We start from the raw sequence: 23,141 nt of genomic DNA on the forward strand, positions 1-23,141 counted from the left end.
ACCATTTTCCCATGAGAGCTTGTAGAAAAAATCGTCGCGAGCGGGCCGATGGCAAGGCGCCCGGAGCGCAGCGACCGAGACATACCATACAGGTAGGCGAGGGAGCGAGCACCGCGCAACACAGCCAGCGGGCCGCGCAGCAGAGTTTTTCACAAGCTCTGCCATGCATCGATTTTCTGTGGCTCCCTTACACCCAAATGGCCACCGCACCCGCGCCGTTGCCGGTCGTGGCTGCCGAAGGGGTGCGCATTCGGCTGGCCGATGGCCGGGAACTGATCGATGGCATTTCTTCCTGGTGGACGATGTGCCATGGTTACCGCCATCCGCACATCGTCGCCGCCGTGAAAAACCAGCTCGACATCCTGCCGCATGTGATGTTCGCCGGCCTCGTCCATGAGCCGGCGATCCATCTCGCGCGGCGGCTCGCCGCATGGCTGCCGGGCGAACTCGACCGCGTATTTTTCTCCGAATCCGGCTCGGTCGCCGTCGAGGTGGCGCTCAAGATCGCCGTGCAGTATTGGCGCAACCGCGGCGAGGATCGCCACCGGTTCCTTGCCTTCAAGGAGGGCTACCACGGCGACACGCTGGGTGCGCTCTCGGTCACCGATCCCGGCTGCGGCTTTCATGCCGCGATGGCCGCCTACCGCGTGCCGCACCTCTTCGCCTCGCTGCCGCGCGATGCAGCGACGCACGCCGCGCTCGACGCAATGCTCGCTCAGCATGGCAAGAGTATCGCCGCCGTCATCGTCGAGCCGCGCGTGCAAGGCGCCGGCGGCATGCGCTTCCACGATGCCGAGACACTGCGCCTAATCCGCGCCGCCTGCGATGCGCACGGCATCCTGCTGATCCATGATGAGATCATGACCGGCTTCGGCCGCACCGGCACGATGTTCGCGACCCCCGACGATGCGCTGCCAGACATCCTGTGCCTGTCGAAAGCGCTCACCGGCGGCACGCTGCCGCTCGCCGCCACCGTTGCCACCGATCGTGTCTTCGCCGCGTTTTGCTCCGCACGCACCGAGGATGCCCTGATGCACGGCCCGACCTTCATGGCCAATCCCCTGGCCTGCGCGGCGGCGAATGCTTCGCTCGATCTGTTCGAGACCGAGCCGAGACTGCAGCAGGTCGCCGCGATCGAGGCGCAGATGAAGCGCGAGCTCGAACCCTGCCGCACGCTGCCCGGTGTCGCCGATGTGCGCGTCATGGGCGCGATCGGTGTCGTCGAGCTCGATCGCCCGGTCGCTGCGAGCCTGCGCCCCGCCTTCATCGAGCGGGGAGTCTGGGTGCGGCCCTTCGGCGACATCGTCTATCTCGCGCCGCCCTTCGTCATCGACACGGCCGATCTTTCGACCTTGACGACGGCGGTCTTTGATGTCGTCAGCGACTGGTCGAAACAGGCCGGCTCCGCTTCATGCCCACTCTCGACGCCCTGATCGCGCCCCGGCTCGCGAAGCTCGATGCGGCGAATCTGCGGCGCAGGCTCGTCGCGATCGATCCGTCGCTCGTCGATGTCGCCTCGAACGATTATCTGGGGCTCTCCCGCCATCCACTCGTCATCGAGCGCGCCTGTGAATGGGCCGCCCGGCATGGCGCCGGCAGCCGCGCATCGCGGCTCGTCACCGGCACCAGTGATGAACTGCTCGCGCTGGAAGCACGGCTCGCCCGCTTCAAGGGCACGGAAGCCGCGCTGATCTTCGCCAGCGGCTTTCAGCTCAACAGCTCGGTGTTGCCGGCCTTGCTGGAACTGGGAGACGCGCCGCCCGTCTTCACCGATCGCTTGAACCACGCCAGCCTCCATGCCGGATTGCGCGGCGTGAAACAGATCCGTTTCCGCCACAACGATCTCGCGCACCTCGAAAGCCTTTTGTTGCAGCACCCGGGCAAGACGCGCTGGATCGTCACCGAGTCGGTGTTCAGCATGGATGGCGACACGGCCGACGTCGCCGCGCTCGCCAGGCTTGCGGAAAAGCATGGCGCCTTTCTCTATCTCGACGAAGCCCATGCCACCGGCGTGCTGGGGCCGCAGGGCAGCGGGCTTTCGCAAGGCCGCGCCACCGTGACGATGGGCACGCTCGGCAAGGCGCTCGGGGGGGCTGGAGCCTATGTCGCCGGCTCACAGGCATTGATCGACTGGCTTGTCAACCGCTGCGCCGGCTTCATCTACAGCACCGCGCCGGCGCCGGCGGCCCTGGGCGCGCTCGATGCGGCGCTCGACCTCGTGCCCACGATGGATGCCGAGCGCGCGCGACTGATGCAGATGGCCGATACGCTGCGCCAGACCCTGCGATCACGCGGGTTCGACACCCTCGCCTCAGAAACGCAGATCATCCCCGCGGTGCTGAATGATGCACAACGTGCGCTCGAAGCCGCGGCAAAGTTGCGCGCGGCAGGCATCCTCGCTGTCGCGATCCGTCCACCGACGGTGCCCGCCGACACCGCGCGGCTGCGGTTCTCGCTCTCGGCGGCGCTCGATGAGGGGAAATTCGCGCGCCTGCTCGCGGCGGTGGAGCGCCTGTGAATACCGTCGTGCTCGTCCATGGCTGGGGCTACGATGCGCACCTGTGGGATGCGGTACGCCCCTTGCTCGACCCGGCGCTTCCCGTCGTCACCCTCGATTTCGGCTACTTCGGTGCCGTCTTGCCAGCGCCGACTTTCCCTGAGGAAACGCTGAAGAAGGCCGCGAGCGGGATGCAGCGCAAGGCGCCCGGAGCGCAGCGACCGAGACATACCATACAGGTAGGCGAGGAAGCGAGCACCGCGCAACGCGGCGATGCGCCCGCGCAGCAACTTATTCAGCGTTTCCCTAGCCCTGTCCTCGCCGTCGGCCACTCACTCGGCACCCTCTGGTGGCTTGCGCAGTCGGCCATCCCCTGGCGGCGCCTGCTGTCGATCAACGGCTTTCCGCGCTTTGTCGCAACGGGAAACTATGCCCCCGCCGTCGCGCCGCGCGTGCTCTCCCGCATGAAACGGCAATTCCAGCGTGAACCCATGGCGGTGCTGGCCGAATTCCACGCCCGCTGCGGTGGCCATGCACCGAGCGGCTCGCCCAATCTCGAGCGTCTCGCGGCCGGGCTCGATGCCTTGGGCGAGTGGGACGGCCGCGCGCAGCTCGCCGCGCGCCGCAGCGATGTCGTCGCGCTGGCCGGCACGCGCGATCCGATCGTCCCGGCGGAGATGAGCACGATGGCCTTCGGGACGGTCGAGTTCATCGAAACCACGGGGCACCTGCTGCCCGTGACCCATCCGGAAATCTGTGCACGCTGGATCGAAAGGCTCGCCCGTGCGTAAGGAAATCGCTGCGCGTTTCGCCGCCGCCGCCACGACCTACGACGCCCACTCGGCGGCGCAGCGCCACGCCGCCCAGCGGCTCGCCGAGCGGCTGGCTGCCTTGCATCTGCCGCCGCGGCCGCGTGTGCTCGAGATCGGCTGCGGCACCGGGCATCTGACCGTCTTGCTCGCCCTCCATCTGCCGGGCGCAACGATCCTTGCCAGCGACATCGCCCCGGCGATGGTCGCCGCCTGCCGTGAGCGCCTCGGCACCAACACTCGCATCGACTTCGCCGTGATGGACGGTGCCCAACCCGCGGTCGCCGGCCCCTTCGATCTGGTCTGCGGCAACCTCGTCGCCCAGTGGTTCGACGATCCACGGGCGGCATTCGCCGCGCTCTCCGCCTTGCTCGCGCCGGGTGGCGTGCTGCTCTTGAGCCTGCCGGGGTCAGAGACCTTCCGCGAATGGCGCTTGGCCCATGCGGCACATGGCCTGCGGCCCGGCGCACGCCCGCTGCCCACGAGTCAGGCCTGTCTGGCCGCATTGCCGCCGGGCGACAATCGCATCGAAACCGAACACTGGGTCGATCGTCCGCCCCAAGGCATCGACTTTTTGCGCGCGCTGCGCGCGATCGGTGCCGATACGCCCGCCGCTGGCCACAAACCGCTTGGCGCCGGCCAGCTGCGCCGTGTGCTCGCCACCCTCGGGCCGACGCCCGCCCTCACCTACGAGTTCCTCTACCTCAGCCACCGCCAGCCATGACACGAAGCCAGGCCTTCCTCCTCGGTGTGCGCGCGCTGCTGCCGATGCATCTGGGTGTCGCGCCCTTCGGCGTGATCTACGGCGTCGTCGCGCTCTCCGCCGGCATCCCACCGCTCGCCGCGCTGCTGATGTCCTCGATCGTCTTCGCCGGCTCGGCACAATTCCTGCTCGCGCAGCTGGTCGGCGCCGGCGCGCCGGCGCTGTTGTCGGTCGGCGCCGTGGGGCTGATCAATTTGCGCCATGCGCTCTACAGCGCCTCGGTGGCCCCGCTCCTTGCCCATCTGCCGCGCCGCTGGAAACTCCTGCTCGCCTATCTGCTCACCGACGAGGCCTATGCCGCGGCGATTCCGCATCTGCTGGAAAACCCGAAGTCGCCGGTCGCGCACTGGATTCTCTTCGGCGCGGGTTTCGCGCTCTGGGCCGGCTGGCAACTGGCAACCCTCGCCGGCGTGCTGGCAGGCAGCCTGCTGCCGAGCGATTTGGGTCTGGACTTCGCCTTGCCGCTCACCTTCATCGCCATCGTCGTACCGTTGATCGGCAGCCGCGCGCGTCTCTTCGCCGCGCTCGTCGCCGCTGCGGCGGCCGTCATGCTGGCCGGCCTGCCCTACAAAACCGGCCTGTTCGCCGCCGCGCTGGCGGGCCTGGCCGCGGGAGCCCTCAGCGGAGAGAAGCGATGAGCTGGTGGCCGCTGTGGCTCGCCTGCGGACTCGTCACTTTCGCGATCCGCTATTCCTTCATCGCGCTCGAAGGCCACTACAAGCCGCCGGCCTGGTTCATCCGCGCGTTGCCCTTCGTGCCGATCGCCGCCCTCACCGCGATCACCGCGCCGGAACTCCTGCTGGTGGCTGGCCGACTACAGGTCACCGACAATCCGCGCCTGCTGGCGGGCATCGTCGCCATCGCCGTCGCCGCGCGCTGGAAAAACACGCTCGCCACCATCGCCAGCGGTTTCGCTGCGCTTTGGCTGCTACGTGCGTTTTCGTAAAAATATCGAACCAAAAACTGTCGATTATTTTTACACTTAGCCTAAGTCATCAAAAGTTATACAATTACAACATATTGATTTATATGCAATAAGTCATGGAAACAAAAGCTGGTGCGAATTTCGCTTTGCTAAATTGTTGATGTTCAGATTTAGCAATTGTGTTGACATGAAAGGAGTTACTCATGAAGTCAAAACCGCTTTCCCGCACACTTCTGACTTCTGCCGCTCTGCTGACACTGGGAGCAGCACCTGTACATGCTGCCACTATCAATTGGACCGACTGGACGAGTGTAAGCGCGGCCGCATCACAGGTGTTCGGCATTCTTACCGTTGGTTCAAGCACTGTCAATGTAACTTACAGTGGCGCGTACAATACTGTCCAAACCAGCGGAGGGACAAATTACTGGAATCCTGATGCACCCTACCTCAGTACAACTGTCGAAAATGCCCCTCCGGCCTCCGACATCATCACACTCGGTCAAGGCGGCTCCAAAACCATCACATTCTCTCAAGCAGTGGTCGATCCGCTCATTGCTTTGGTGAGCTGGAACGGCAATACCGTCGATTTTGGCGTCCCGATCGAGATTCTGAGCTACGGTACTGGATATTGGGGATACGGTACCCCAATCCTGAACAATTCGGGAACCGGGTTTTATGGAAATGGTGAGGTCCATGGTGTAATTAAGCTACCGGGCACTTTCACATCAATTACTTTTAACGACACTTCCGAATGGTGGCACGGTTTCACTGTCGGCGTGATCGGTCTAGGCTCTTCAAACGGTGTACCCGAACCCGCGTCGCTCGCCTTGCTGGGTATGGGTCTCGCCGGTCTCGCCGGGCTGCGGCGCCGCAAAGCTTAACTTAAGCCTTACAAAATCAATGTTGCTCTCTCACGGCGGCCAATGGCCGCCGTTTTCATTTGCAAGAATGCGCTTCCCTTCCCTGAACATCGACAAGCCAGCGCAGTAGCATCACACGATGCGGATGTCGAGGCCATAATGAATCCCGGATAGCTCCTCCACCTATAATCACTCACTACTGTCCGACGATCCCAAGCCTTGCCATGCCCTCCCAGCCCACGAAAACCCTCGAAACCTTCCCCAATCCGGCGCCGCAGCGGGATTACCAGATCCACATGGAAATTCCGGAATTCACCTGCCTGTGCCCGAAGACCGGCCAGCCGGATTTCGCCGTGCTCACGCTCGATTACGTGCCGGACAAGCTGTGCGTGGAGCTCAAAAGCCTCAAGCTCTACATCTGGAGCTTCCGCGACGAAGGTCATTTTCACGAGGACGTGACGAACCGCATCCTCGACGATCTCGTGCGCGCCGTGAAGCCCCGCTTCATGCGGCTCACCGCGCGCTTCTTTGTCCGCGGCGGCATCTTCACCAACGTCGTCGCCGAGCATCGCAAGAAGGGCTGGAAACCTCAGCCACGCGTCGAGCTCGCAGAATTCGAGGCCCAGTCGAACACACGCGGCTGATCATGACGCCCCGCCCTTTCGGCTTTGCGGACATCGGCCGGGCGCTCGCCGAGGGCTGGAGCATGACGAAAGCCACGCGGGCGGCCAGCCTCGCCTATGCAGGAATCTTCACGCTGCTCGGCGCGATCATCCTCGGCGGGCTGCTCCTTGAGGGTTTCACGCCCTTCGTCGTCGCCGCGGCGGGTGCCTTCATGCTGGTCGGCCCGGCGATCCTCGCCGGTTTCTTCGGCATCGCACGCGCTTGCGAAGCCGGCGCGAAAGTCGGCGCTGGCGAGACGGCACGGGGCTTTGCCGCGGCCGCACCGGCGCTCTGGGCGCTCGCGCTCGTCTGCGCGCTGCTGTTCATGATCTTCGTCACCGACGCGGCGATCCTCTACAGTTACATGGTCGGCGGCACGCCGGTGTGGCTCGCCGATCTGATCCCGACCTCGGCAGGTGTGGCGAACTTCCTCTTCTGGGGCGCGGTGTCGGGATTCGTGATCGCTTTTCTGCTCTACTGCGTCTCGGCCTTTTCGGCGCCGCTGTTGATCGAGCGCCGCGCCGGTCTCGTCGATGCCGTCGTCGCCAGCGTGCACGCGGTGTTCGGCAATTTTCTGCCGGCGATGGCCTGGGCCGCGCTGCTTTCCGTCCTGGTCATCGGCAGCATCCTGATCCTGCCGCTGTTGCCGCTCACCCTGCCGTGGCTGGCCTATGCCAGCCGCGCGCTGTATCGTCACGTCATGCCATGAACCCGAATCTCGACAAGCTCCAGCCCTATCCGTTCGAAAAGCTGCGCGCACTGTTTGCCGGCTGCACCCCGCCCGCCCACCTGAACGAAATCAAGCTGCACATCGGCGAGCCGCAACACCCGACGCCGCAACTCGTCAAAGACGCGCTCACGGCCAGTCTCGCCGGACTCGCCAGTTACCCGGCCACCAACGGTTCCGACGCGCTGCGCCAGGCGATCGCCGCCTGGATCGGCCGCCGCTATGGCATTCCAGCTCCCGATGCAGCAAGCCAGGTGCTGCCGGTCAATGGCTCGCGCGAGGCCTTGTTCGCCTTCGCCCAGACCGTCGTCGCGCCGCGCCGCCACGAACAACCGGTGGTGATCTCGCCCAACCCCTTCTACCAGATCTACGAGGGCGCGGCGCTGCTCGCCGGCGCACGACCGTTCTATCTCAACACGCTGCCGGAAAACGGTTTCCGCATGGATTTCTCGCGCGTCCCGGAAGAGGTCTGGCAGCAGACCCAGCTCATCTACGTCTGCTCGCCCGGCAACCCGACCGGTAAGGTGATGCCGCTCGAAGACTGGCAGATGCTGTTCGAGCTGTCCGACCGCCATGGTTTCGTCATCGCCGCCGACGAATGCTATTCGGAGATCTACTTCGACGAGACCCAGCCGCCGCTCGGCGGGCTGGAAGCGGCGCGGCAGCTCGGCCGCGACGACTACAAGAATCTCGTCATGTTTTCGAGCCTGTCGAAACGCTCGAACGTGCCGGGGCTGCGTTCGGGCTTCGTCGCCGGCGATGCGACGATCCTCAAGCAGTTCTGGCTCTACCGCACCTATCATGGTTGTGCGATGAGCCCACCCGTGCAGGCCGCCAGCATCGCCGCCTGGAACGACGAGGCGCACGTGCGCGACAACCGCCGTCGCTACGTCGAGAAATTCGCCCAGGCAACCCCGATCATTGCGCGGCATCTGAAAACCGCGCTGCCGGACGCCGGCTTTTATCTCTGGGCCAACGTTTCTTCCACTGGGCTTTCCGACAGCGAATTCGCCCGGCGGCTCCATGCTCAATATAATGTGAGCGTCCTGCCCGGCAGCTTTCTCGCTCGTGACGCCGGCGGCTGCAACCCCGGCCGTAACTTCGTGCGCATTGCGCTGGTCGCCGACCTCGATGAATGTCTCGCCGCGGCGGAACGCATCGCCGCCTTCTGCACCTCACTCTGAACACAAGGAACCACCATGTCCGAACTGCAAAGCCTGATCGAACAATACTGGGAAGACCGCGCCCATCTCAAGCCAGGCGCTGCCCCCGCGCGTCTTGGCGAAGCCGTCAAGACCGTGCTCGACGAACTCGACCGTGGCACCTTACGTGTCGCCGAGAAGATCGACGGCCAGTGGGTCACCCACCAGTGGGTCAAGAAGGCGGTGCTGCTGTCATTCCGCCTCGAAGACAACGTCGTCATGGAAAGCGGCTGCCTGCGCTACTTCGACAAGGTGCCGACCAAGTTCGCGCGTTACGACACGCACCTGTTCCAGAAGGGCGGCTTCCGCGTCGTACCGGGCGCCGTGGTGCGCCGCGGTTCCTACATCGCGCCGTCCGTCGTGCTGATGCCGAGCTTCGTCAATATCGGTGCCTATGTCGGCGAGGGCACGATGGTCGATACCTGGGCCACCGTCGGTTCCTGCGCCCAGATCGGCAAGAACGTGCATCTGTCCGGCGGCGTCGGCATCGGCGGCGTGCTGGAACCCTTGCAGGCCAATCCGACCATCATTGGCGACAACTGCTTCATCGGCGCGCGCTCGGAGATCGTCGAGGGCGTCATCGTCGAGGACAACTGCGTGATCTCGATGGGCGTGTTCATCGGCCAGAGCACCAAGATCTATGATCGCGCCACCGGCGAGATCCTCTACGGCCGCGTGCCGGCCGGCTCCGTCGTCGTCAGCGGCAACCTGCCCTCGAAGGATGGCAGCTACAGCCTCTACTGCGCGGTGATCGTCAAGAAGGTCGACGCGCAGACCCGTTCCAAGACCAGCATCAACGAACTGCTGCGCGACTGAGAGCTTGTGAAAAATTCTGCTGCGCTTGCCAATACTTTGTTGCTCGTTCGCTCAAGTCTGCGCCTATCTCAAATGATATGTCTTGACTTTCGCTCACTCGCGTCGCGTCTTGGCTGCGCTCGCGACGAATTTTTTCCCAGCCTCTGAGGAGTTTTCCCCATGAGCGCAATGCACAAGCTGTTCCGGCTGATGGCGGAAAAGAACGCCTCGGACATCTTCGTCTCGGTGGGTGCACCGATCAACATCAAGATCAACGGCGTGGCACAGCCGGTGAATCAGCAGGTCATGGACAGCGCCACGGTGATGGCGTTGCTCAAGGAGATCCTCACCGAGCGCCAGCTCGCCGAGTTCGAGACCACGCTCGAACTAAACACCGGCTATGCCCTCGAAGGCGTGGGCAATTACCGTATCTCGGTGATGCGCCAGAAGGGCACGCCGGCCTTCGTCGTGCGCTACATCCCGGCGCAGATTCCGCGTCTCGAAACGCTCAACCTGCCGCCGGTGCTGGCCGACATCATCATGGAAAAGCGCGGCCTGGTGTTGATGGTCGGCGCCACCGGCTCCGGCAAGACGACCTCGATCACCGCGATGCTTGATTACCGCAACGAGCGCATGTCCGGCCACATCCTGACGCTCGAGGACCCGATCGAATTCATCTTCACCAACAAAAAGTCGATCGTCAACCAGCGCGAGATCGGTTCCGACACGCGCGCCTTCCAGGTCGGCCTGAAGAACGCCCTGCGCCAGGCGCCGGACTGCATCTTCATCGGCGAGATCCGCGACAAGGAAACCATGACGCAGGCGATCGCCTACGCGCAGTCCGGCCATCTGTGCCTCGCCACGCTGCATGCCAACAACAGCTACCACACGATGAGCCGCATCATCAGCTTCTATCCGCTGGAAAACCGCCCGGCGCTCCTGGCCGACCTGGCGGTGACGCTGAAGGCGATCATCTCGCAGCGGCTGGTCAAGAAGCCGGACGGCACACGCATCCCGGCTTGCGAGGTGATGCTCAACTCGCGCTATATCGGCGAACTGATCGAGAAGGGGGACCTCAACGCGATCAAGGAGGCGATGGAACAGAGCATGTCGCCCGGTTCGCAGACCTTCGAGCAGGCACTGCACGCCCTCTACCGCGCCGGCACCATCACGCTCGAAGAGGCGCTCGCCAACGCCGATTCGGCGAACAACCTGCACTGGCTGATCAACAACACCGAGCTGGAAAAGAAGACGGAAGAGAAGCCGCGCGTACCGCTCACCGAGCCGGGCGCGGTCCAGACGACGACGGAAAACGGCGCCAGCTTCGCCGAATTCACGCTGCGGATCGATTGATGTCCGCCACGCTCGAACTCGCCAAGAACCTCATCGCGCGCCGTTCGGTCACGCCGGAAGATGCTGGATGTCTTGAGCTGATCGCCGCGCGCCTGGCGCCCTTGGGCTTCGTCTGCGAACGCCTCGACAGCACCGGGCCGACCGGGCGTGTCGCCAATCTCTGGGCGCGGCGCGGGGAAGCGCAGCCGCTCGTCGTCTTCGCCGGCCACACCGACGTCGTGCCGCCGGGCCCGATCGAGCGCTGGCACTCCGACCCGTTTCAGCCCACCGAGCGGGAAGGCCATCTCTATGGCCGCGGCGCCGCCGACATGAAGACCTCGATCGCTGCCGCCATCGTCGCGGTCGAACGCCTGCTCGCCGCCGGCGAACCGCATGGCTCGATCGCCTTCCTGCTCACCTCCGACGAAGAGGGCGACGCCACCGACGGCACGGTGAAGGTCGTCGAGGCCCTGAAACAGCGTGGCGAGACGATCGACTACTGCATCGTCGGCGAGCCGACCTCGGTGGTCCGGCTCGGTGACACGATCAAGAACGGTCGGCGCGGCTCGCTTTCCGGCCGGCTCACGGTGCGCGGCGTGCAAGGCCATGTCGCCTATCCGGAAAAGGTGAAGAACCCGATCCATCGCGTCGCGCCGGCGCTGGCGGAACTCGCCGCCGCACACTGGGACATCGGCAACGAATTCTTCCCGCCGACCAGCTTCCAGATCTCGAACATCCATGCCGGCACCGGCGCCACCAACGTCGTGCCCGGCAGCTGCGAGGTGCTGTTCAACTTCCGCTTTTCGACCGCCAGCACGGCGGAGAGCCTGCAGGAACGCGTCCATCACATCCTCGACCGCCACGGCCTGGAATACGAGCTCGTCTGGACACTCGGCGGCCGCCCCTTTCTGACCCCGCCCGGGCGATTGGTCGCCGCGCTCTCCGGCGCCATCGAGGCCGAGACCGGCAGCGCACCGGAACTGTCGACGTCCGGCGGCACCTCGGATGGCCGCTTCATCGCCGAGATCTGTCCGGAAGTGGTGGAGTTCGGGCCGGTGAATGCGACGATCCACCAGATCGACGAATGCGTGCCGCTCGCCGACCTCGAGCCGCTGACACGCATCTATCAAGCGGCGTTCCGCGAGCTCTTGTCCTGACCGTGCCGTCCCGCCAGCGCCGACTTTCATGCCCGAACTCCTCGACGACCTGATCACACTGCGCGACTGGCTGCGCTGGGGTGTGAGCCGCTTCAACGAGGCGAAGCTCTTTTTCGGCCACGGCTGCGACAACGCGCACGACGAGGCCGCCTGGCTGATCCTCCATGCGCTGCACCTGCCGCCCGATCGCCTCGATCCCTACCTCGACGCGCGGCTCACCCGCCCTGAGCGCCTCGCGGTGCTCGAACTCTTGCAGCAGCGCATCGCGCGCCGCCTGCCGGCCGCCTATCTGACGCACGAGGCCTGGCAGGCGGGCTTGCGCTTCTATGTCGACGAGCGCGTGCTGATCCCACGCTCCTACTTCGCCGAGCTGCTGGTCGAAGGCTTCGCCCCCTGGGTCGAAGATCCGGCAGCGATCGCATCGGCGCTCGATCTGTGCACCGGCTCGGGGTGTCTCGCCATCCTGATGGCGCATGCCTTCCCGAACGCCCACATCGACGCCACCGACCTCTCGGCCGATGCGCTGGAGGTCGCGCGCCGCAACGTCGCCGACTACCATCTCGAAGATCGCATCCGCCTCGTCCAGGGCGACCTGTTCGCGGGACTCCGCAAGCGCAAATACGATCTGATCATCAGTAACCCGCCCTATGTCACGGCACAGGCGATGCGCGATCTGCCGCCCGAATATCGCCACGAGCCGGAAATCGCGCTCGCCGCCGGCGAGGACGGGCTCGACATCGTGCGCCGCATCCTCGCCGAGGCGAAAAAGCATCTGACGCCGCAGGGACTGCTGGCCGTCGAGGTCGGCCACAACAAGGAGATCGTCGAGGCCGCCTTCCCGAATCTGCCTCTCGTCTGGCTCGACACCGAAAGCGGCGAAGGAAAGATCTTCCTCCTGCGCCGCGAGGATCTCACCTGAGCTCTGCTTTCGAACCCCAGCGCAAAAACATCAACGCCCGCTCAAAGCGGGCGCTGATGCGGTCACGAGACTATCAGGCAAGCATCAAGCGGCCTTGCGGCGCCTCACGGCGAGACCGGCGAGCCCCAATCCCATCAGGGCCAGCGTAGCCGGCTCGGGGACATTGCCACCGCCACCCGTGCCGTTGTCGCCGCCGCCGCCCTGCACGGTGCCAAAGCCATCGAGATAGACATAACCGGCATGTGCACCATACGGACAGTCCGCCGCCAGCAGGCTGACCTCGAAATTGTGGCCCTGCGAGACGTTCAGCGAAACTTCCGTCCAGGGGTTCCAATACCAGCCCGACGAATAGTTGAACAAGCCAGGGGCGGTTGCTGAGGAATAAGCCACATTGTAGAGAACCGTGTTCGTCGTCAAGTCGGTGATCTTGAGACCGAAAATATCGGAATCGGTCACGCCATGAGAGGACTGAAGCACTGCGGCCCAGGCAAAGTTGATCGACGTCCCGTCGTAATTATTGACGATTTGGCGGATCACATTGACAGAAAAATTATTGACGGAATTATTGATCCGGGCTGAGTAGGTGCCATACTTGACCATGCTCTGGCCTGTGATCGGATCGTTGCCCGCAGAGACGATGGCCCCCTGCCAATTGGTATTGCTGCCCAGATAGCTTGCCGGGTTGAGCGCCAAGCTTCCGTCAGAGTACCCAGTATTGCCGTAATTAACTCCCGACCCCTGTTCCCAGCCGGTGAAGGTCCCGTTTTCGAAACCGCCATTCACGAAGCTTGCCGCATTCGCTGTTCCAATGGCGCCCAAGGATAACAATGCGACTGCCAATGCCGTTTTTTTCATTTTCATACCCCTTTCGATTTTGTCTATCAACGAAGGTTGCCGTGACATCGCAATCCCAACATCTCGTCATGCACGACACACCGAACTGAATGCACATTACATGCCAGATTTATTTAGTCTTTTATAATCAGTTCGTTAGCGCATTCTATTTTTTTCGTAGGGAGAGAATGTAAAAAAAATCGACGTTTTATGAGTCGTCTGACAAGGGATTCATGACAAACCGACCGTGGGGTTCAACGTGTAAACCCCGGTCAGGCTCGCCTGGGCGAGGATGTGCCCCTGCATCGCCGCCAGCGCCTCTTGGCCGGTGAATTTGCCCTCCAGCGGCAGACGCTCGAGGTCGAGCGCATAGACGGTGAATACGTAGCGGTGGCGCAGCTCGTCGTTCCACGGCGGGCAGGGACCGTCGTAGCCGTAGTAGTCGCCGCTCATGTCGCGGTCGCTGGCGAACCAGCCGGTGTAATCGTTGATGCCCTGGCGCGCGCCATGCGCCGCCGCCGGCTCTGCCTTGCCTCGTGGCGTGACGCCATTGGAGAACTCGCCCGCGGCGATGCTCGTCACGCTCGCCGGCAGATCGATCAGCACCCAATGGAAGAAATCGACGCGCGGCAGGCTCGCCGGCACCGTGCGGCCTTCCTGATTGACGTCGTCGCCCCGGCTCGGCACGTCCGGGTCAACGCAGATCACCGCGAACGATTTCGTCCCCGCGGGTGCGCCGGTCCAGGCAAGCTGCGGATTGCGGTTGCCGCCGAGGCACACGTGCGCGGCCTCATCGGGTCTGCAGAACGCGAATTCCCCGGGAATACGTTCTCCATCCTTGAAACTGTTGCTGGTCACCTGCATGATCGCCCTCCTCGTCAAAAACGCTCATCGGCCCCAAGGAAGCGCCATTGGCCGAGCGGCAGCTCGCCGAGTCTCACGCGGCCGATGCGCACGCGCTTGAGACCGACGACGCGCAAACCCACCCGCTCGCACATGCGGCGGATCTGGCGCTTCTTGCCTTCCTTGAGGATGAATTGCAGCTGGTCTTCATTCTGCCAACGCACCTTGGCCCGTTTCAGGGGGCGGCCATCGAGGCTGAGGCCATGGTTGAGCAGCGCCAGCCCGCGTTCGTCGAGCCGGCCTTCGACCCGGACGAGATATTCCTTCTCGATCTCGCTGTCCTCGCCGATCAGCTGGCGGGCAATGCGGCCGTCCTGCGTGAGGACCAGCAAGCCCGTCGAATCGATGTCGAGCCGGCCGGCCGGCGCCAGACCTTTCAAGATCGACGGCTGGAAGCGCCGCACATCGCCCGCCATCTGGTTTTCGGGCTTCACCAGCACGACGGCGGGCAGATAGCCATCTTCGGCCTGTCCGGAAACATAGCCCACCGGCTTGTGCAGCAGAATCGTCGCCAGTTGCGCCTGCCGGTTCTGCGCCCGCGAGGCCAGCTCGATCTTGGCATCGGGTGCGCAGCGCGTGCCGAGCTGCGTCACCTTCTGGCCATTGACGAACACCAGCCCCTGCTCGATGAAGGCATCGGCTTCGCGGCGCGAGCAGAGCCCGCGCTGCGCCATCAGTTTCGAAACCCGCTCGCCGGGTTGCGTATCATTCATGCTCACCATTCTAGTCGCCGCTCATGCTTTCCTATCGCCACGTCTTCCATGCCGGCAACCACGCCGATGTACTCAAGCACACGGTGCTCCTCGCGGTGCTCGACTACCTCAACCAGAAGGAGAAACCGTATTGGGTGATCGATACCCATGCCGGCGCGGGCGGCTATGTGCTGACGGCGGGCCGGGCGAAAACCCACGCCGAGTGGCAGGAGGGCATCGGCCGGCTTTGGCAGCGCGACGATCTGCCGCCGCTCATCGCGCGTTATGTCACGGCGGTGCGTGCCGACAACCCAGAGGGCAAGCTCCGACGTTATCCCGGCTCGCCGCTCTTTGCCCTGCGCACGATGCGGCCCGCCGACCGGCTGCGGCTGTTCGAGCTGCATCCGGCCGACGTGAAGCTCTTGGCGCAGAACATCGCCGCCGCAGCGCCGGATGCACGAAAACGCGTGCAGATCCGTCAGGAAGACGGCTTTGCTGCCCTGAAAACCCTGCTGCCCCCGCCCCCGCGCCGTGGGCTGGTGCTGATCGACCCTTCCTATGAAGACAAGCGCGACTACGCAGCCGTGGTCACGGCGCTCAAGGAAGGCCTGCAGCGCTTCGCCAATGGCGCCTTCATGGTCTGGTATCCGCTCCTGCAGCGCAACGAGAGCCTGACGCTGGCCGGCAAGCTCAAGAAGCTCGCGCCGGACTGGCTCGACTGCACCCTGACCGTGCAACCGCCCTCCCCCGATGGCTTGGGGATGCACGGCAGCGGCGTCTTCCTCGTCAATCCGCCCTGGACGCTCGCAGCGGCGCTCAAGGAAACGCTGCCGTGGCTGGCAAACGTGCTCAAACTCGGCGCTGGCGGGACGGCATCCTGGGCCGTGGACGTATCAAACAGATAATTCGGGCCGGTTCCTGAAATATTCGAGCGCCTCGGGGTTCGCCAGCGCCTCGATGTTCTTCACGGCGCGGCCATGCACCACCTCGCGCACCGCGAGTTCGACGATCTTGCCGCTCTTGGTGCGCGGGATGTCGGCGACCTGGAGCACCTTCGCCGGCACGTGGCGCGGCGTGGTGTTGGCGCGGATCTGCTCCTTGATGCGCTTGACGAGTTCCTCGTCGAGCGTCAAGCCCTCTTTCAGTTTGACGAACAGCACGACCCGCACATCGTGATCCCAGTCCTGGCCGATGACGATCGATTCGAGCACCTCGGGCAGCTTTTCGACCTGACGGTAGATCTCCGCCGTGCCGATACGCACGCCCCCTGGGTTGAGCGTCGCGTCCGAACGGCCGTGGATGATGAAGCCGCCATGCGCGGTCTTCTCGGCGAAGTCGCCATGACACCAGATGCCGGGAAAGCGCTCGAAGTAGGCGGCGCGGTATTTCGCGCCGTCGGCATCGTTCCAGAAGCCGACCGGCATCGAGGGGAAGGGCTTCGTGCAGACGAGTTCGCCCTTTTCATGCACCGCAGCTGGCTTGCCGTCCTCGTCATAGACATCGACTGCCATGCCCAGTCCCGCACACTGGATCTCGCCACGCCAGACCGGCTGCCACGGATTGCCGAGCACGAAACAGGAGACGATGTCGGTGCCGCCGGAGATCGAGGCGAGCTGCACGTCCCGTTTCCAGTCGCGATAGACGTAGTCGAAGCTCTCGGGCGCCAGCGGACTGCCGGTCGAGAAGATCGTGCGCAGCGCCGAGAGATCATGCGTCTGGCGCGGCTTCAAGTCGATCTTCGCGCAGGCATCGATGAACTTCGCCGAGGTGCCGAAATGCGTCATGCCCTCGGCCTGCGCATAGTCGAACAGCACATGACCGCGGCCGACGAACGGCGAGCCGTCGTAGAGCAGCAAGGTCGCCTCGCTCGCCAGTGCCGAAGCCAGCCAGTTCCACATCATCCAGCCGCAGGTGGTGAAGTAGAACAGCCTGTCGCCGGGTCGGATGTCCGATTGCAGGCGATGTTCCTTCAAGTGCTGCAGCAGCGCGCCGCCGGCGCAATGCACGATGCATTTCGGCACGCCGGTGGTGCCGGACGAATAGAGGATGTAGAGCGGATGCTCGAACGGCAGCCGGACGAACTCGATCTCGCGGACGGCGCGATGCGGCGCGACGAAATCGCCGCGCATCAGCGCATGCGGTATCGACGAGAGATCGTGCCCGGTCTCATGCACATAGGGCGAGACGATGACCTTGCGCAGCGAAGGCAACCGTGCTGCGATCTCGCGCGTCTTGCCGAGCGTGTCGATCTCCTTGCCGTTGTAGAAATAGCCGTCGGCGACGAACAGCAGCTTGGGATCGACCTGGCCGAAGCGGTCGAGCACGCCCTGCACGCCGAAGTCCGGCGAGGCGGAGGTGAAGATGGCGCCAATGGACGAGGCCGCCAGCAGCGCGATCAGCGTTTCGGGCATGTTCGGCATGTAGGCGGCCACCACGTCGCCGGCGACGATGCCCTCGGCCTTCATCGCCGCCGCGAGCCGCGCGACGCGCAGGTAAAGCTCGGCATGGGTCATGCGGCGCGCGATCTTGTCCTCGCCGCGAAACACCAGCGCCGTCGTCTCATCGCGCCGGCGCAGCAGGTTCTCGGCATAGTTCAGGCGTGCGTCGGGAAACCAGCGCGCGCCGGGCATTTTGTCGCCATCGACGAGCACGGTCGAACCCTTCTCACCGATCACACCGCAAAAGTCCCAGACCCGCGACCAGAAGTCGGCCGGGGCTTCGATCGACCAGCGATGCAGTTGTGCATAGTCGGTGGACAGCCCGGCCGCGCGCGCGAAGGCGGTGAGATTCGCGGCGGCGATGCGCTCCGCCGCAGGTTGCCAGAGGGGACGATCACTCATCGGGATAGAGCCTGCGAATGAAATCGGGGAGTGGTAAGGATTTACCGGTCTTGGGGTTCCACCAGACGATCTTCGCCGCGCCTTCGGCATAGAGCGTGTCTTCGCCGAGACAACGCATCTCGTAAAAAGTTGGCAGGCTGCTCTTGCCGGGCTTGCCGATCAGCGTGCGCACCTCGACGGTGGCCGGAAAGGTAATCGGCTTGAGAAAGGTGCAGCTGGCGTTGATGATCACCGGCCCTTCCTCGACCTCGACGATGTCCTTCATGCCCAGCGAGACCAGCCAGTCGATGCGCGCCTGCTCGGCGAAGCGGAAATAGACCGTGTTGTTGACGTGGCCCAAGGCATCCATGTCGCCCCAGCGCACGGGGATCTGCGTGATGTGAACCAGATGGCGGGGATGGTCCATGTCTGGAATGCCGTAAGAAGGTGGCCAAATTATAATCACGCGACCAATAACGCCACGAGGGAGAACGGGATGGAAGCGATCGAGCGCGAGACGATGGAATTCGACGTGGTGGTGGTCGGCGGTGGGCCCGCTGGACTCGCGGCGGCGATCCGGCTCAAACAGCTCGATGCCAACCTCAATGTCTGCCTGATCGACAAAGGCGCGGAAATCGGCGCTCATATCCTCTCCGGCGCGGTGATGGACCCGCGCGCGCTCACAGAACTGTTCCCCGACTGGCAGGAACGCGATGCGCCGCTCAACACGCCGGTGACCGAGGACCGTCTGCTGTTCCTGTCCGAAAAGAGCGCCTGGTCGCTGCCCAATGCCCTGCTGCCGGCCTGCTTCCACAATGAAGGCAATTACATCATCAGCCTCGGCGAAGTCTGCCGCTGGCTGGGCCAAAAGGCGGAAGCGCTGGGTGTCGAGGTCTATGCGGGCTTCGCCGGCGCCGACGTGCTCTACGAAGGTGATCGTGTCGCCGGCGTGATCACCGGCGACATGGGCGTGCTGAAGAGCGGCGAGCCGGGTCCCAATTTTCAGCCCGGCATGGCGCTGCGCGCGAAATACACGCTGTTCGCCGAAGGCTGCCGCGGCCATCTCGGCAAGCGGCTCGAACAGCGCTTCGCCTTGCGTGCCGGCGCCGATCCGCAGGTCTATAGCATCGGCATCAAGGAGCTCTGGCAGGTGACACCGGAGCAACATCACAAGGGACTGGTGATGCACACCGCCGGCTGGCCATTGGACAACGATACCTACGGCGGCGGCTTCTGCTACCACTACGCCAGTGCCACGCAGCAGAATCTGGTTTCCTTCGGACTCGTCGTCGGCCTGAGCTACCGCAACCCGTATCTCTCGCCCTTCGAGGAAATGCAGCGGCTGAAGACCCATCCAGCGCTCAAGCCGATCTTCGCCGGCGGCACACGGCTCGCCTACGGCGCCCGCGCGCTCGTCTCGGGCGGTCTGCAGGCGCTACCGAAACTGATCTTCCCCGGTGGCGCATTGATCGGCGACGATGCCGGCTTCCTCGTCGCCTCGCGCATCAAGGGTTCGCACGCGGCGATCAAGTCCGGCATGCTCGCCGCCGAGGCCGTCGCTGCCGCACTGGCGGAAGGCCGCAGCGGTGACGAGCTCACCACCTATCCGGAGGCTTTCCGCAATTCCTGGCTGTTCGACGAGCTCCACCGCGCGCGCAATTTCAAGCCGCTGATGGCCAAGGGGCTGTGGAAGGGTTCCCTCCTCTTCGGCATCGACCAGCAGCTCTTTCGCGGCAAGGCGCCCTGGACGCTGCGGCTCACCGCCGACCACGTCAAACTCAAACCCGCCGCGCAGTGTAAGCCGATCGACTATCCGAAACCCGATGGCGTGCTCACCTTCGACCGGCTCTCTTCAGTCTTTCTCTCCAACACCAATCACGAGGAAGACCAACCCTGCCATCTCCGCCTCAAGGACGCTCAAGCGCCGATCACCCACAACCTGGCGCTCTACGCCGCGCCCGAGCAACGCTACTGCCCGGCCGGCGTCTATGAGATCGTCGAGGAGGGCGGCCGCCCGCGCCTGCAGATCAACGCCCAGAACTGCGTGCACTGCAAGACCTGCGACATCAAGGATCCCGGGCAGAACATCGACTGGGTGCCGCCGCAGGGCGGCGAAGGGCCGATCTACCAGGGGATGTGAACATCGGCGCTGGCGGGACGGCACCCTTCCGGCTGGTGGCAAGATCGGAATCCAGCAGTCCCACCAAATGGAAAGGCCCCTCGCGGGGCCTTTCGAAGGGCGATCGCCGACGAACGCTCAAGCAGTCTTGGCTGATTGGCGGCGGCGCAAGCCGGCCAGTCCGAGCAGTCCAAGACCGGCAAGTGCCAGTGTGTAAGGCTCGGGCACTTGACCATTCTCCGGACCCGCCATCAGGAAGACATCCCCGTAACCGCCGCCATCACAATGCGTCGTCGGCAGGCCATCCGCCAGCGCGGGACCGTTTTTTCTATCGGTTCCACCAAAACAGCCCATGCGCAACTGTACCGAAATCGTGTCATAACCTTGCGCCAGTAGCGCTTCCAGATTGGCGTTCAACTCCGGAACGAAGTTGACGAACTCGGTGCTATTGGTGGCTTTCGAGGTCGGATACTCGACATAACCTGCATAACCGTTACTCGCGCAAGTGCCACTGTAGATCGGTTTGATGTCGGTAATCGTACCGTTCGTATACTGCACGCAGTCGGCAGCCACGACGGAGACGAAATCGGTCGATTTCGGCACGGTATTGTTCGTGCCATCGAAATCATATGGCGAATTGTAAGCCGCGTATCCCACCGTGCTGCTGTTCAATTCGTAGTTGATGTTCGTCTTCCCCCCTTGCAAGTCACGCACGGTGATCAACGCCCACACATCGAGTGACCCTAGCCCATTTTGAGGCTGGTTGAAATCGAAACCGATAAAAAGATCTCTCCGCGTGCCGCCGATGGTCAAAGCCTGGATCAGATAATCGATACCAACGTCCCAGGTTTTTGCCGTATCACCTGCGGGACCGCCGCTGGGATCGTTGCCGTCGCCCGTCATGAAATAGTTTTTGCCTTGGGTGTTGGCGAAATAACCATTCTCGACCTGTCCATTGACGGGGTTGGTGTCGGAGTTGTCGAGTGCTGCATTACCACCTGCATCGATGACGATATAGCTCTTCAACGCTCCTTGCGGCGTCGGGATCGCATAGCCTGTCGGAATGTCAGTCTGATTATTCAGGCCTGACAGCAGGTTCAACAGGCTCGTCGAACAACTCACCACATCGCCATAGGAAGCGCAAGCGTAGGAGTTGTTGTAATCGATAGCCTTGGGATAGACGGGCAAAGGATCAGCACTTGCTATACCAGGGAAAGCCAATGCGGAAAGCAAGCCGAGCGAAGGAAGGAGCTTGCGGATCGATCCGGTGTTTTTGAGAGTTTTCATGATCTGCCTCGAAATGAAATGTGCCCTTACTTCCGTAATAGAGCAACATTTATACCAATCATGCAACCCATTGATTATCAGTATTTATTCATTTGAAATCTATCTGTTGTGTAATTTTTTTCGACACCTCGTTCCAGACCGAGTCTCCAGATACACGGGACGCGGCCAGGGCTATCTCCATCTGTTTCTGGGCAGCCAGGGAATCAAGCTCTAGGTTCCTTCTTCTTCCAGAGATAGCGCCGGTCATCGAAGCTGCCGACCCAGCGCGGGAAATACACCACCATCAGCGTGATCGCCGCGCCATTGAGCCAGGCTTCGGCGAAGCCAAGCAGGATGTAGAACGGCAGGTAATCGGAGAACAACAGTTCGGCGGTATAAGTGCCGGTCGCCCAGAGCAGAATGCCGCTGAACACGCCGCTCGCCACCACGGCCAGCGCGCCGCCGAAGAAGGCGGCGACGAAGAAGAAGACGAAGATGTTGGGTGGCAGGAAACGCTCGACGAAGCGCCAGACATAGTGGGCGACGAAGATCGGCACCGCGGCGAATGCCAGTGCGTTCAACGCATAGGCCTGCCAGCCGGCGATGCCCTTCAGGCCGGCGTTGAAGGTCACCGCCGCGAGCACCACCGACAGGCCGATCAGCGCGAGCTGGCGGCCGAACATCAGGGTGAAGGCCGTCGCGCCGAGCAGATGCAGATGCAAGCCGGGCTTGGCGCCGGCCTTGAGGCTCCAGACCAGCGTCAGCACGACGATCGTGGCCATCCAGACGTGCATCTGGCCGTTGTCGGCCAGCCGCTTCCACGGCGCGGTGCGGACGGCCCACAGCAACAGCAGGGCGTAGGGGAAGAAGGCCCCGTAAGCCCAGAAGTCGCCGAACAGGCCGTCTGTGAAGTTCATTGCCCGCTGCTCACAGCGCCGCGGTCAGCTCCGGCACGGCCTGGAACAGATCGGCCACCAGCCCGTAGTCGGCCACCTGGAAGATCGGCGCGTCCGGATCCTTGTTGATCGCGACGATCACCTTGCTGTCCTTCATGCCGGCCAGATGCTGGATCGCGCCGGAAATGCCGATCGCGATGTAGAGCTGCGGCGCCACCACCTTGCCGGTCTGGCCGACCTGGTAGTCGTTCGGCACGAAGCCGGCGTCGACGGCGGCGCGTGAGGCGCCCAAGGCCGCGCCGAGCTTGTCGGCGAGCGGTTCGAGCAGCTTGTGGTAGTTCTCGCCGGAAGCCAGTCCGCGGCCACCGGAGACGATCACCTTGGCGGCGCCGAGCTCGGGCCGCGCCGACTTTGTCAGCTCGCGGCCGACCAGCTTGGAGAGCCCCAGATCGGGGCCGGCCGGGATGTTCTCGATGGCCGCGGCGCCCCCCTGCCCGACGGCGTCGAAGGCGGTGGTGCGCACGGTGATCACCTTCACCGGATCGGCGGATTTCACCGTCGCCAGCGCATTGCCGGCATAAATCGGCCGCACGAAGGTGTCAGGATTTTCGACAGCGCAGATCTCGGAAATCTGCGCCACGTCGAGCAATGCGGCGACGCGCGGCAGCAGGTTCTTGCCGAAGGTGGTCGCCGGCGCGAGGATGTGCGTGTAGCCGGCGGCATTGGCATGGATCAGCGCGGCGAGGTTCTCGGCGGTCTGTTCGGCGTAATGCGCGGCATCGGCGCATTTCACCTTCGCCACCCCCGCAAGCTGGGCGGCGGCCTGGGCAACGGCGGCGCAGCCGCTGCCGGCGACGAGGACATGGATCTCGCCGCCGATCTTCTGCGCGGCGGCGACGGTGTTGAGCGTAGCCGCCTTCAGCGCGGCGTTGTCGTGTTCGGCGATGACGAGTATGGCCATGA

At 63.7% G+C, this 23,141-nt stretch carries 24 protein-coding genes; 16 read left to right on the plus strand and 8 right to left on the minus strand.

Features of this window, described 5'->3' with window-relative positions; all coding sequences use genetic code 11:
- Nucleotides 1-11: 11 nt before the first annotated feature.
- The 14 genes from M52SOB_RS07410 (at nucleotide 12) to prmB (ending at nucleotide 12,649) form a co-directional block, all read left to right on the plus strand.
- Complete coding sequence (locus M52SOB_RS07410; RefSeq protein ID WP_131111260.1) at nucleotides 12-1,433, plus strand: adenosylmethionine--8-amino-7-oxononanoate transaminase; 1,422 nt, start codon at nucleotides 12-14, stop codon at nucleotides 1,431-1,433.
- The gene (locus M52SOB_RS07415) at nucleotides 1,412-2,518 is read left to right on the plus strand and encodes an aminotransferase class I/II-fold pyridoxal phosphate-dependent enzyme (RefSeq protein ID WP_131111261.1); all 1,107 of its coding nucleotides are present in this window, start codon (nucleotides 1,412-1,414) and stop codon (nucleotides 2,516-2,518) included. Before M52SOB_RS07410 ends, M52SOB_RS07415 begins: the two co-directional genes overlap by 22 nt.
- Complete coding sequence (locus M52SOB_RS07420) at nucleotides 2,515-3,288, plus strand: alpha/beta fold hydrolase (protein WP_172601781.1); 774 nt, start codon at nucleotides 2,515-2,517, stop codon at nucleotides 3,286-3,288. Before M52SOB_RS07415 ends, M52SOB_RS07420 begins: the two co-directional genes overlap by 4 nt.
- Nucleotides 3,281-4,030 (plus strand): methyltransferase, encoded by a 750-nt coding sequence (locus M52SOB_RS07425; protein ID WP_131111263.1) that lies wholly within the window; start codon nucleotides 3,281-3,283, stop codon nucleotides 4,028-4,030. Before M52SOB_RS07420 ends, M52SOB_RS07425 begins: the two co-directional genes overlap by 8 nt.
- Complete coding sequence (locus M52SOB_RS07430) at nucleotides 4,027-4,707, plus strand: AzlC family ABC transporter permease (RefSeq protein WP_131111264.1); 681 nt, start codon at nucleotides 4,027-4,029, stop codon at nucleotides 4,705-4,707. The genes M52SOB_RS07425 and M52SOB_RS07430 overlap by 4 nt, the downstream gene beginning before the upstream one ends.
- Complete coding sequence (locus M52SOB_RS07435) at nucleotides 4,704-5,015, plus strand: AzlD domain-containing protein (RefSeq protein WP_131111265.1); 312 nt, start codon at nucleotides 4,704-4,706, stop codon at nucleotides 5,013-5,015. The genes M52SOB_RS07430 and M52SOB_RS07435 overlap by 4 nt, the downstream gene beginning before the upstream one ends.
- A gap of 182 nt (nucleotides 5,016-5,197) precedes the next feature.
- Nucleotides 5,198-5,875 carry a PEP-CTERM sorting domain-containing protein gene (locus tag M52SOB_RS14025; RefSeq protein WP_284155030.1) on the plus strand — a complete coding sequence of 226 codons (678 nt, stop codon included), beginning with the start codon at nucleotides 5,198-5,200 and terminating at the stop codon, nucleotides 5,873-5,875.
- A gap of 203 nt (nucleotides 5,876-6,078) precedes the next feature.
- Nucleotides 6,079-6,498 (plus strand): preQ(1) synthase, encoded by a 420-nt coding sequence (gene queF / locus M52SOB_RS07445; RefSeq protein WP_131111266.1) that lies wholly within the window; start codon nucleotides 6,079-6,081, stop codon nucleotides 6,496-6,498.
- Nucleotides 6,499-6,500: 2 nt separating this feature from the next.
- Nucleotides 6,501-7,226 (plus strand): DUF2189 domain-containing protein, encoded by a 726-nt coding sequence (locus M52SOB_RS07450; RefSeq protein ID WP_131111267.1) that lies wholly within the window; start codon nucleotides 6,501-6,503, stop codon nucleotides 7,224-7,226.
- The gene (gene dapC, locus M52SOB_RS07455) at nucleotides 7,223-8,428 is read left to right on the plus strand and encodes a succinyldiaminopimelate transaminase (RefSeq protein ID WP_131111268.1); all 1,206 of its coding nucleotides are present in this window, start codon (nucleotides 7,223-7,225) and stop codon (nucleotides 8,426-8,428) included. The genes M52SOB_RS07450 and dapC overlap by 4 nt, the downstream gene beginning before the upstream one ends.
- Before the next feature lie 15 nt (nucleotides 8,429-8,443).
- On the plus strand, nucleotides 8,444-9,262 hold the full coding sequence (gene dapD / locus M52SOB_RS07460) for a 2,3,4,5-tetrahydropyridine-2,6-dicarboxylate N-succinyltransferase (protein ID WP_131111269.1): 819 nt from the start codon (nucleotides 8,444-8,446) through the stop codon (nucleotides 9,260-9,262).
- A gap of 159 nt (nucleotides 9,263-9,421) precedes the next feature.
- Entirely contained in the window at nucleotides 9,422-10,594 is a 1,173-nt protein-coding gene (locus M52SOB_RS07465; protein WP_172601782.1) for a PilT/PilU family type 4a pilus ATPase, read from the plus strand.
- Nucleotides 10,594-11,730, plus strand: coding sequence for a succinyl-diaminopimelate desuccinylase (gene dapE, locus M52SOB_RS07470; protein ID WP_172601783.1), 1,137 nt, complete (start codon nucleotides 10,594-10,596; stop codon nucleotides 11,728-11,730). The genes M52SOB_RS07465 and dapE overlap by 1 nt, the downstream gene beginning before the upstream one ends.
- A gap of 28 nt (nucleotides 11,731-11,758) precedes the next feature.
- A complete protein-coding gene (gene prmB, locus M52SOB_RS07475; RefSeq protein WP_131111271.1) occupies nucleotides 11,759-12,649 on the plus strand; it encodes a 50S ribosomal protein L3 N(5)-glutamine methyltransferase in 891 nt (296 codons plus the stop codon).
- A gap of 84 nt (nucleotides 12,650-12,733) precedes the next feature.
- Here prmB and M52SOB_RS07480 read toward each other — a convergent pair whose 3' ends face one another.
- The 3 genes from M52SOB_RS07480 to M52SOB_RS07490 form a co-directional block, all read right to left on the minus strand.
- Entirely contained in the window at nucleotides 12,734-13,510 is a 777-nt protein-coding gene (locus M52SOB_RS07480; protein ID WP_172601784.1) for a PEP-CTERM sorting domain-containing protein, read from the minus strand.
- A 204-nt stretch (nucleotides 13,511-13,714) separates the two neighbouring features.
- The gene (locus tag M52SOB_RS07485; RefSeq protein WP_131111273.1) at nucleotides 13,715-14,347 is read right to left on the minus strand and encodes a YbhB/YbcL family Raf kinase inhibitor-like protein; all 633 of its coding nucleotides are present in this window, start codon (nucleotides 14,345-14,347) and stop codon (nucleotides 13,715-13,717) included.
- A 14-nt stretch (nucleotides 14,348-14,361) separates the two neighbouring features.
- Nucleotides 14,362-15,099: a pseudouridine synthase gene (locus M52SOB_RS07490; protein WP_131111274.1), complete on the minus strand. Its 738-nt coding sequence runs from the start codon at nucleotides 15,097-15,099 to the stop codon at nucleotides 14,362-14,364.
- A gap of 23 nt (nucleotides 15,100-15,122) precedes the next feature.
- Between M52SOB_RS07490 and M52SOB_RS07495 the strand changes: the two genes are divergently transcribed.
- Complete coding sequence (locus tag M52SOB_RS07495; RefSeq protein WP_131111275.1) at nucleotides 15,123-15,983, plus strand: 23S rRNA (adenine(2030)-N(6))-methyltransferase RlmJ; 861 nt, start codon at nucleotides 15,123-15,125, stop codon at nucleotides 15,981-15,983.
- Here M52SOB_RS07495 and M52SOB_RS07500 read toward each other — a convergent pair.
- Both M52SOB_RS07500 and M52SOB_RS07505 read right to left on the minus strand, forming a co-directional pair.
- On the minus strand, nucleotides 15,972-17,918 hold the full coding sequence (locus tag M52SOB_RS07500) for an acetoacetate--CoA ligase (protein WP_131111276.1): 1,947 nt from the start codon (nucleotides 17,916-17,918) through the stop codon (nucleotides 15,972-15,974). The genes M52SOB_RS07495 and M52SOB_RS07500 overlap by 12 nt on opposite strands.
- Entirely contained in the window at nucleotides 17,911-18,324 is a 414-nt protein-coding gene (locus M52SOB_RS07505; protein ID WP_131111277.1) for an acyl-CoA thioesterase, read from the minus strand. The genes M52SOB_RS07500 and M52SOB_RS07505 overlap by 8 nt, the downstream gene beginning before the upstream one ends.
- Before the next feature lie 69 nt (nucleotides 18,325-18,393).
- On the opposite strand from M52SOB_RS07505, the gene M52SOB_RS07510 reads away from it, so the two are divergent.
- Nucleotides 18,394-20,037, plus strand: a complete 1,644-nt coding sequence (locus M52SOB_RS07510; protein ID WP_172601785.1) for an electron transfer flavoprotein-ubiquinone oxidoreductase — start codon at nucleotides 18,394-18,396, stop codon at nucleotides 20,035-20,037.
- Between the two features lie 117 nt (nucleotides 20,038-20,154).
- Here the strand turns inward: M52SOB_RS07510 and M52SOB_RS07515 are convergent, their stop codons facing one another.
- From M52SOB_RS07515 to M52SOB_RS07525, 3 genes are all read right to left on the minus strand, one after another.
- Nucleotides 20,155-21,303, minus strand: coding sequence for a PEP-CTERM sorting domain-containing protein (locus M52SOB_RS07515; RefSeq protein ID WP_284155031.1), 1,149 nt, complete (start codon nucleotides 21,301-21,303; stop codon nucleotides 20,155-20,157).
- Between the two features lie 203 nt (nucleotides 21,304-21,506).
- The gene (locus M52SOB_RS07520) at nucleotides 21,507-22,199 is read right to left on the minus strand and encodes an energy-coupling factor ABC transporter permease (protein WP_131111278.1); all 693 of its coding nucleotides are present in this window, start codon (nucleotides 22,197-22,199) and stop codon (nucleotides 21,507-21,509) included.
- A gap of 10 nt (nucleotides 22,200-22,209) precedes the next feature.
- Nucleotides 22,210-23,139, minus strand: a complete 930-nt coding sequence (locus tag M52SOB_RS07525; protein WP_131111279.1) for an electron transfer flavoprotein subunit alpha/FixB family protein — start codon at nucleotides 23,137-23,139, stop codon at nucleotides 22,210-22,212.
- Nucleotides 23,140-23,141: the final 2 nt, after the last annotated feature.

Source organism: Sulfuricystis thermophila (assembly GCF_004323595.1).
GTDB lineage: Bacteria > Pseudomonadota > Gammaproteobacteria > Burkholderiales > Rhodocyclaceae > Sulfuricystis > Sulfuricystis thermophila.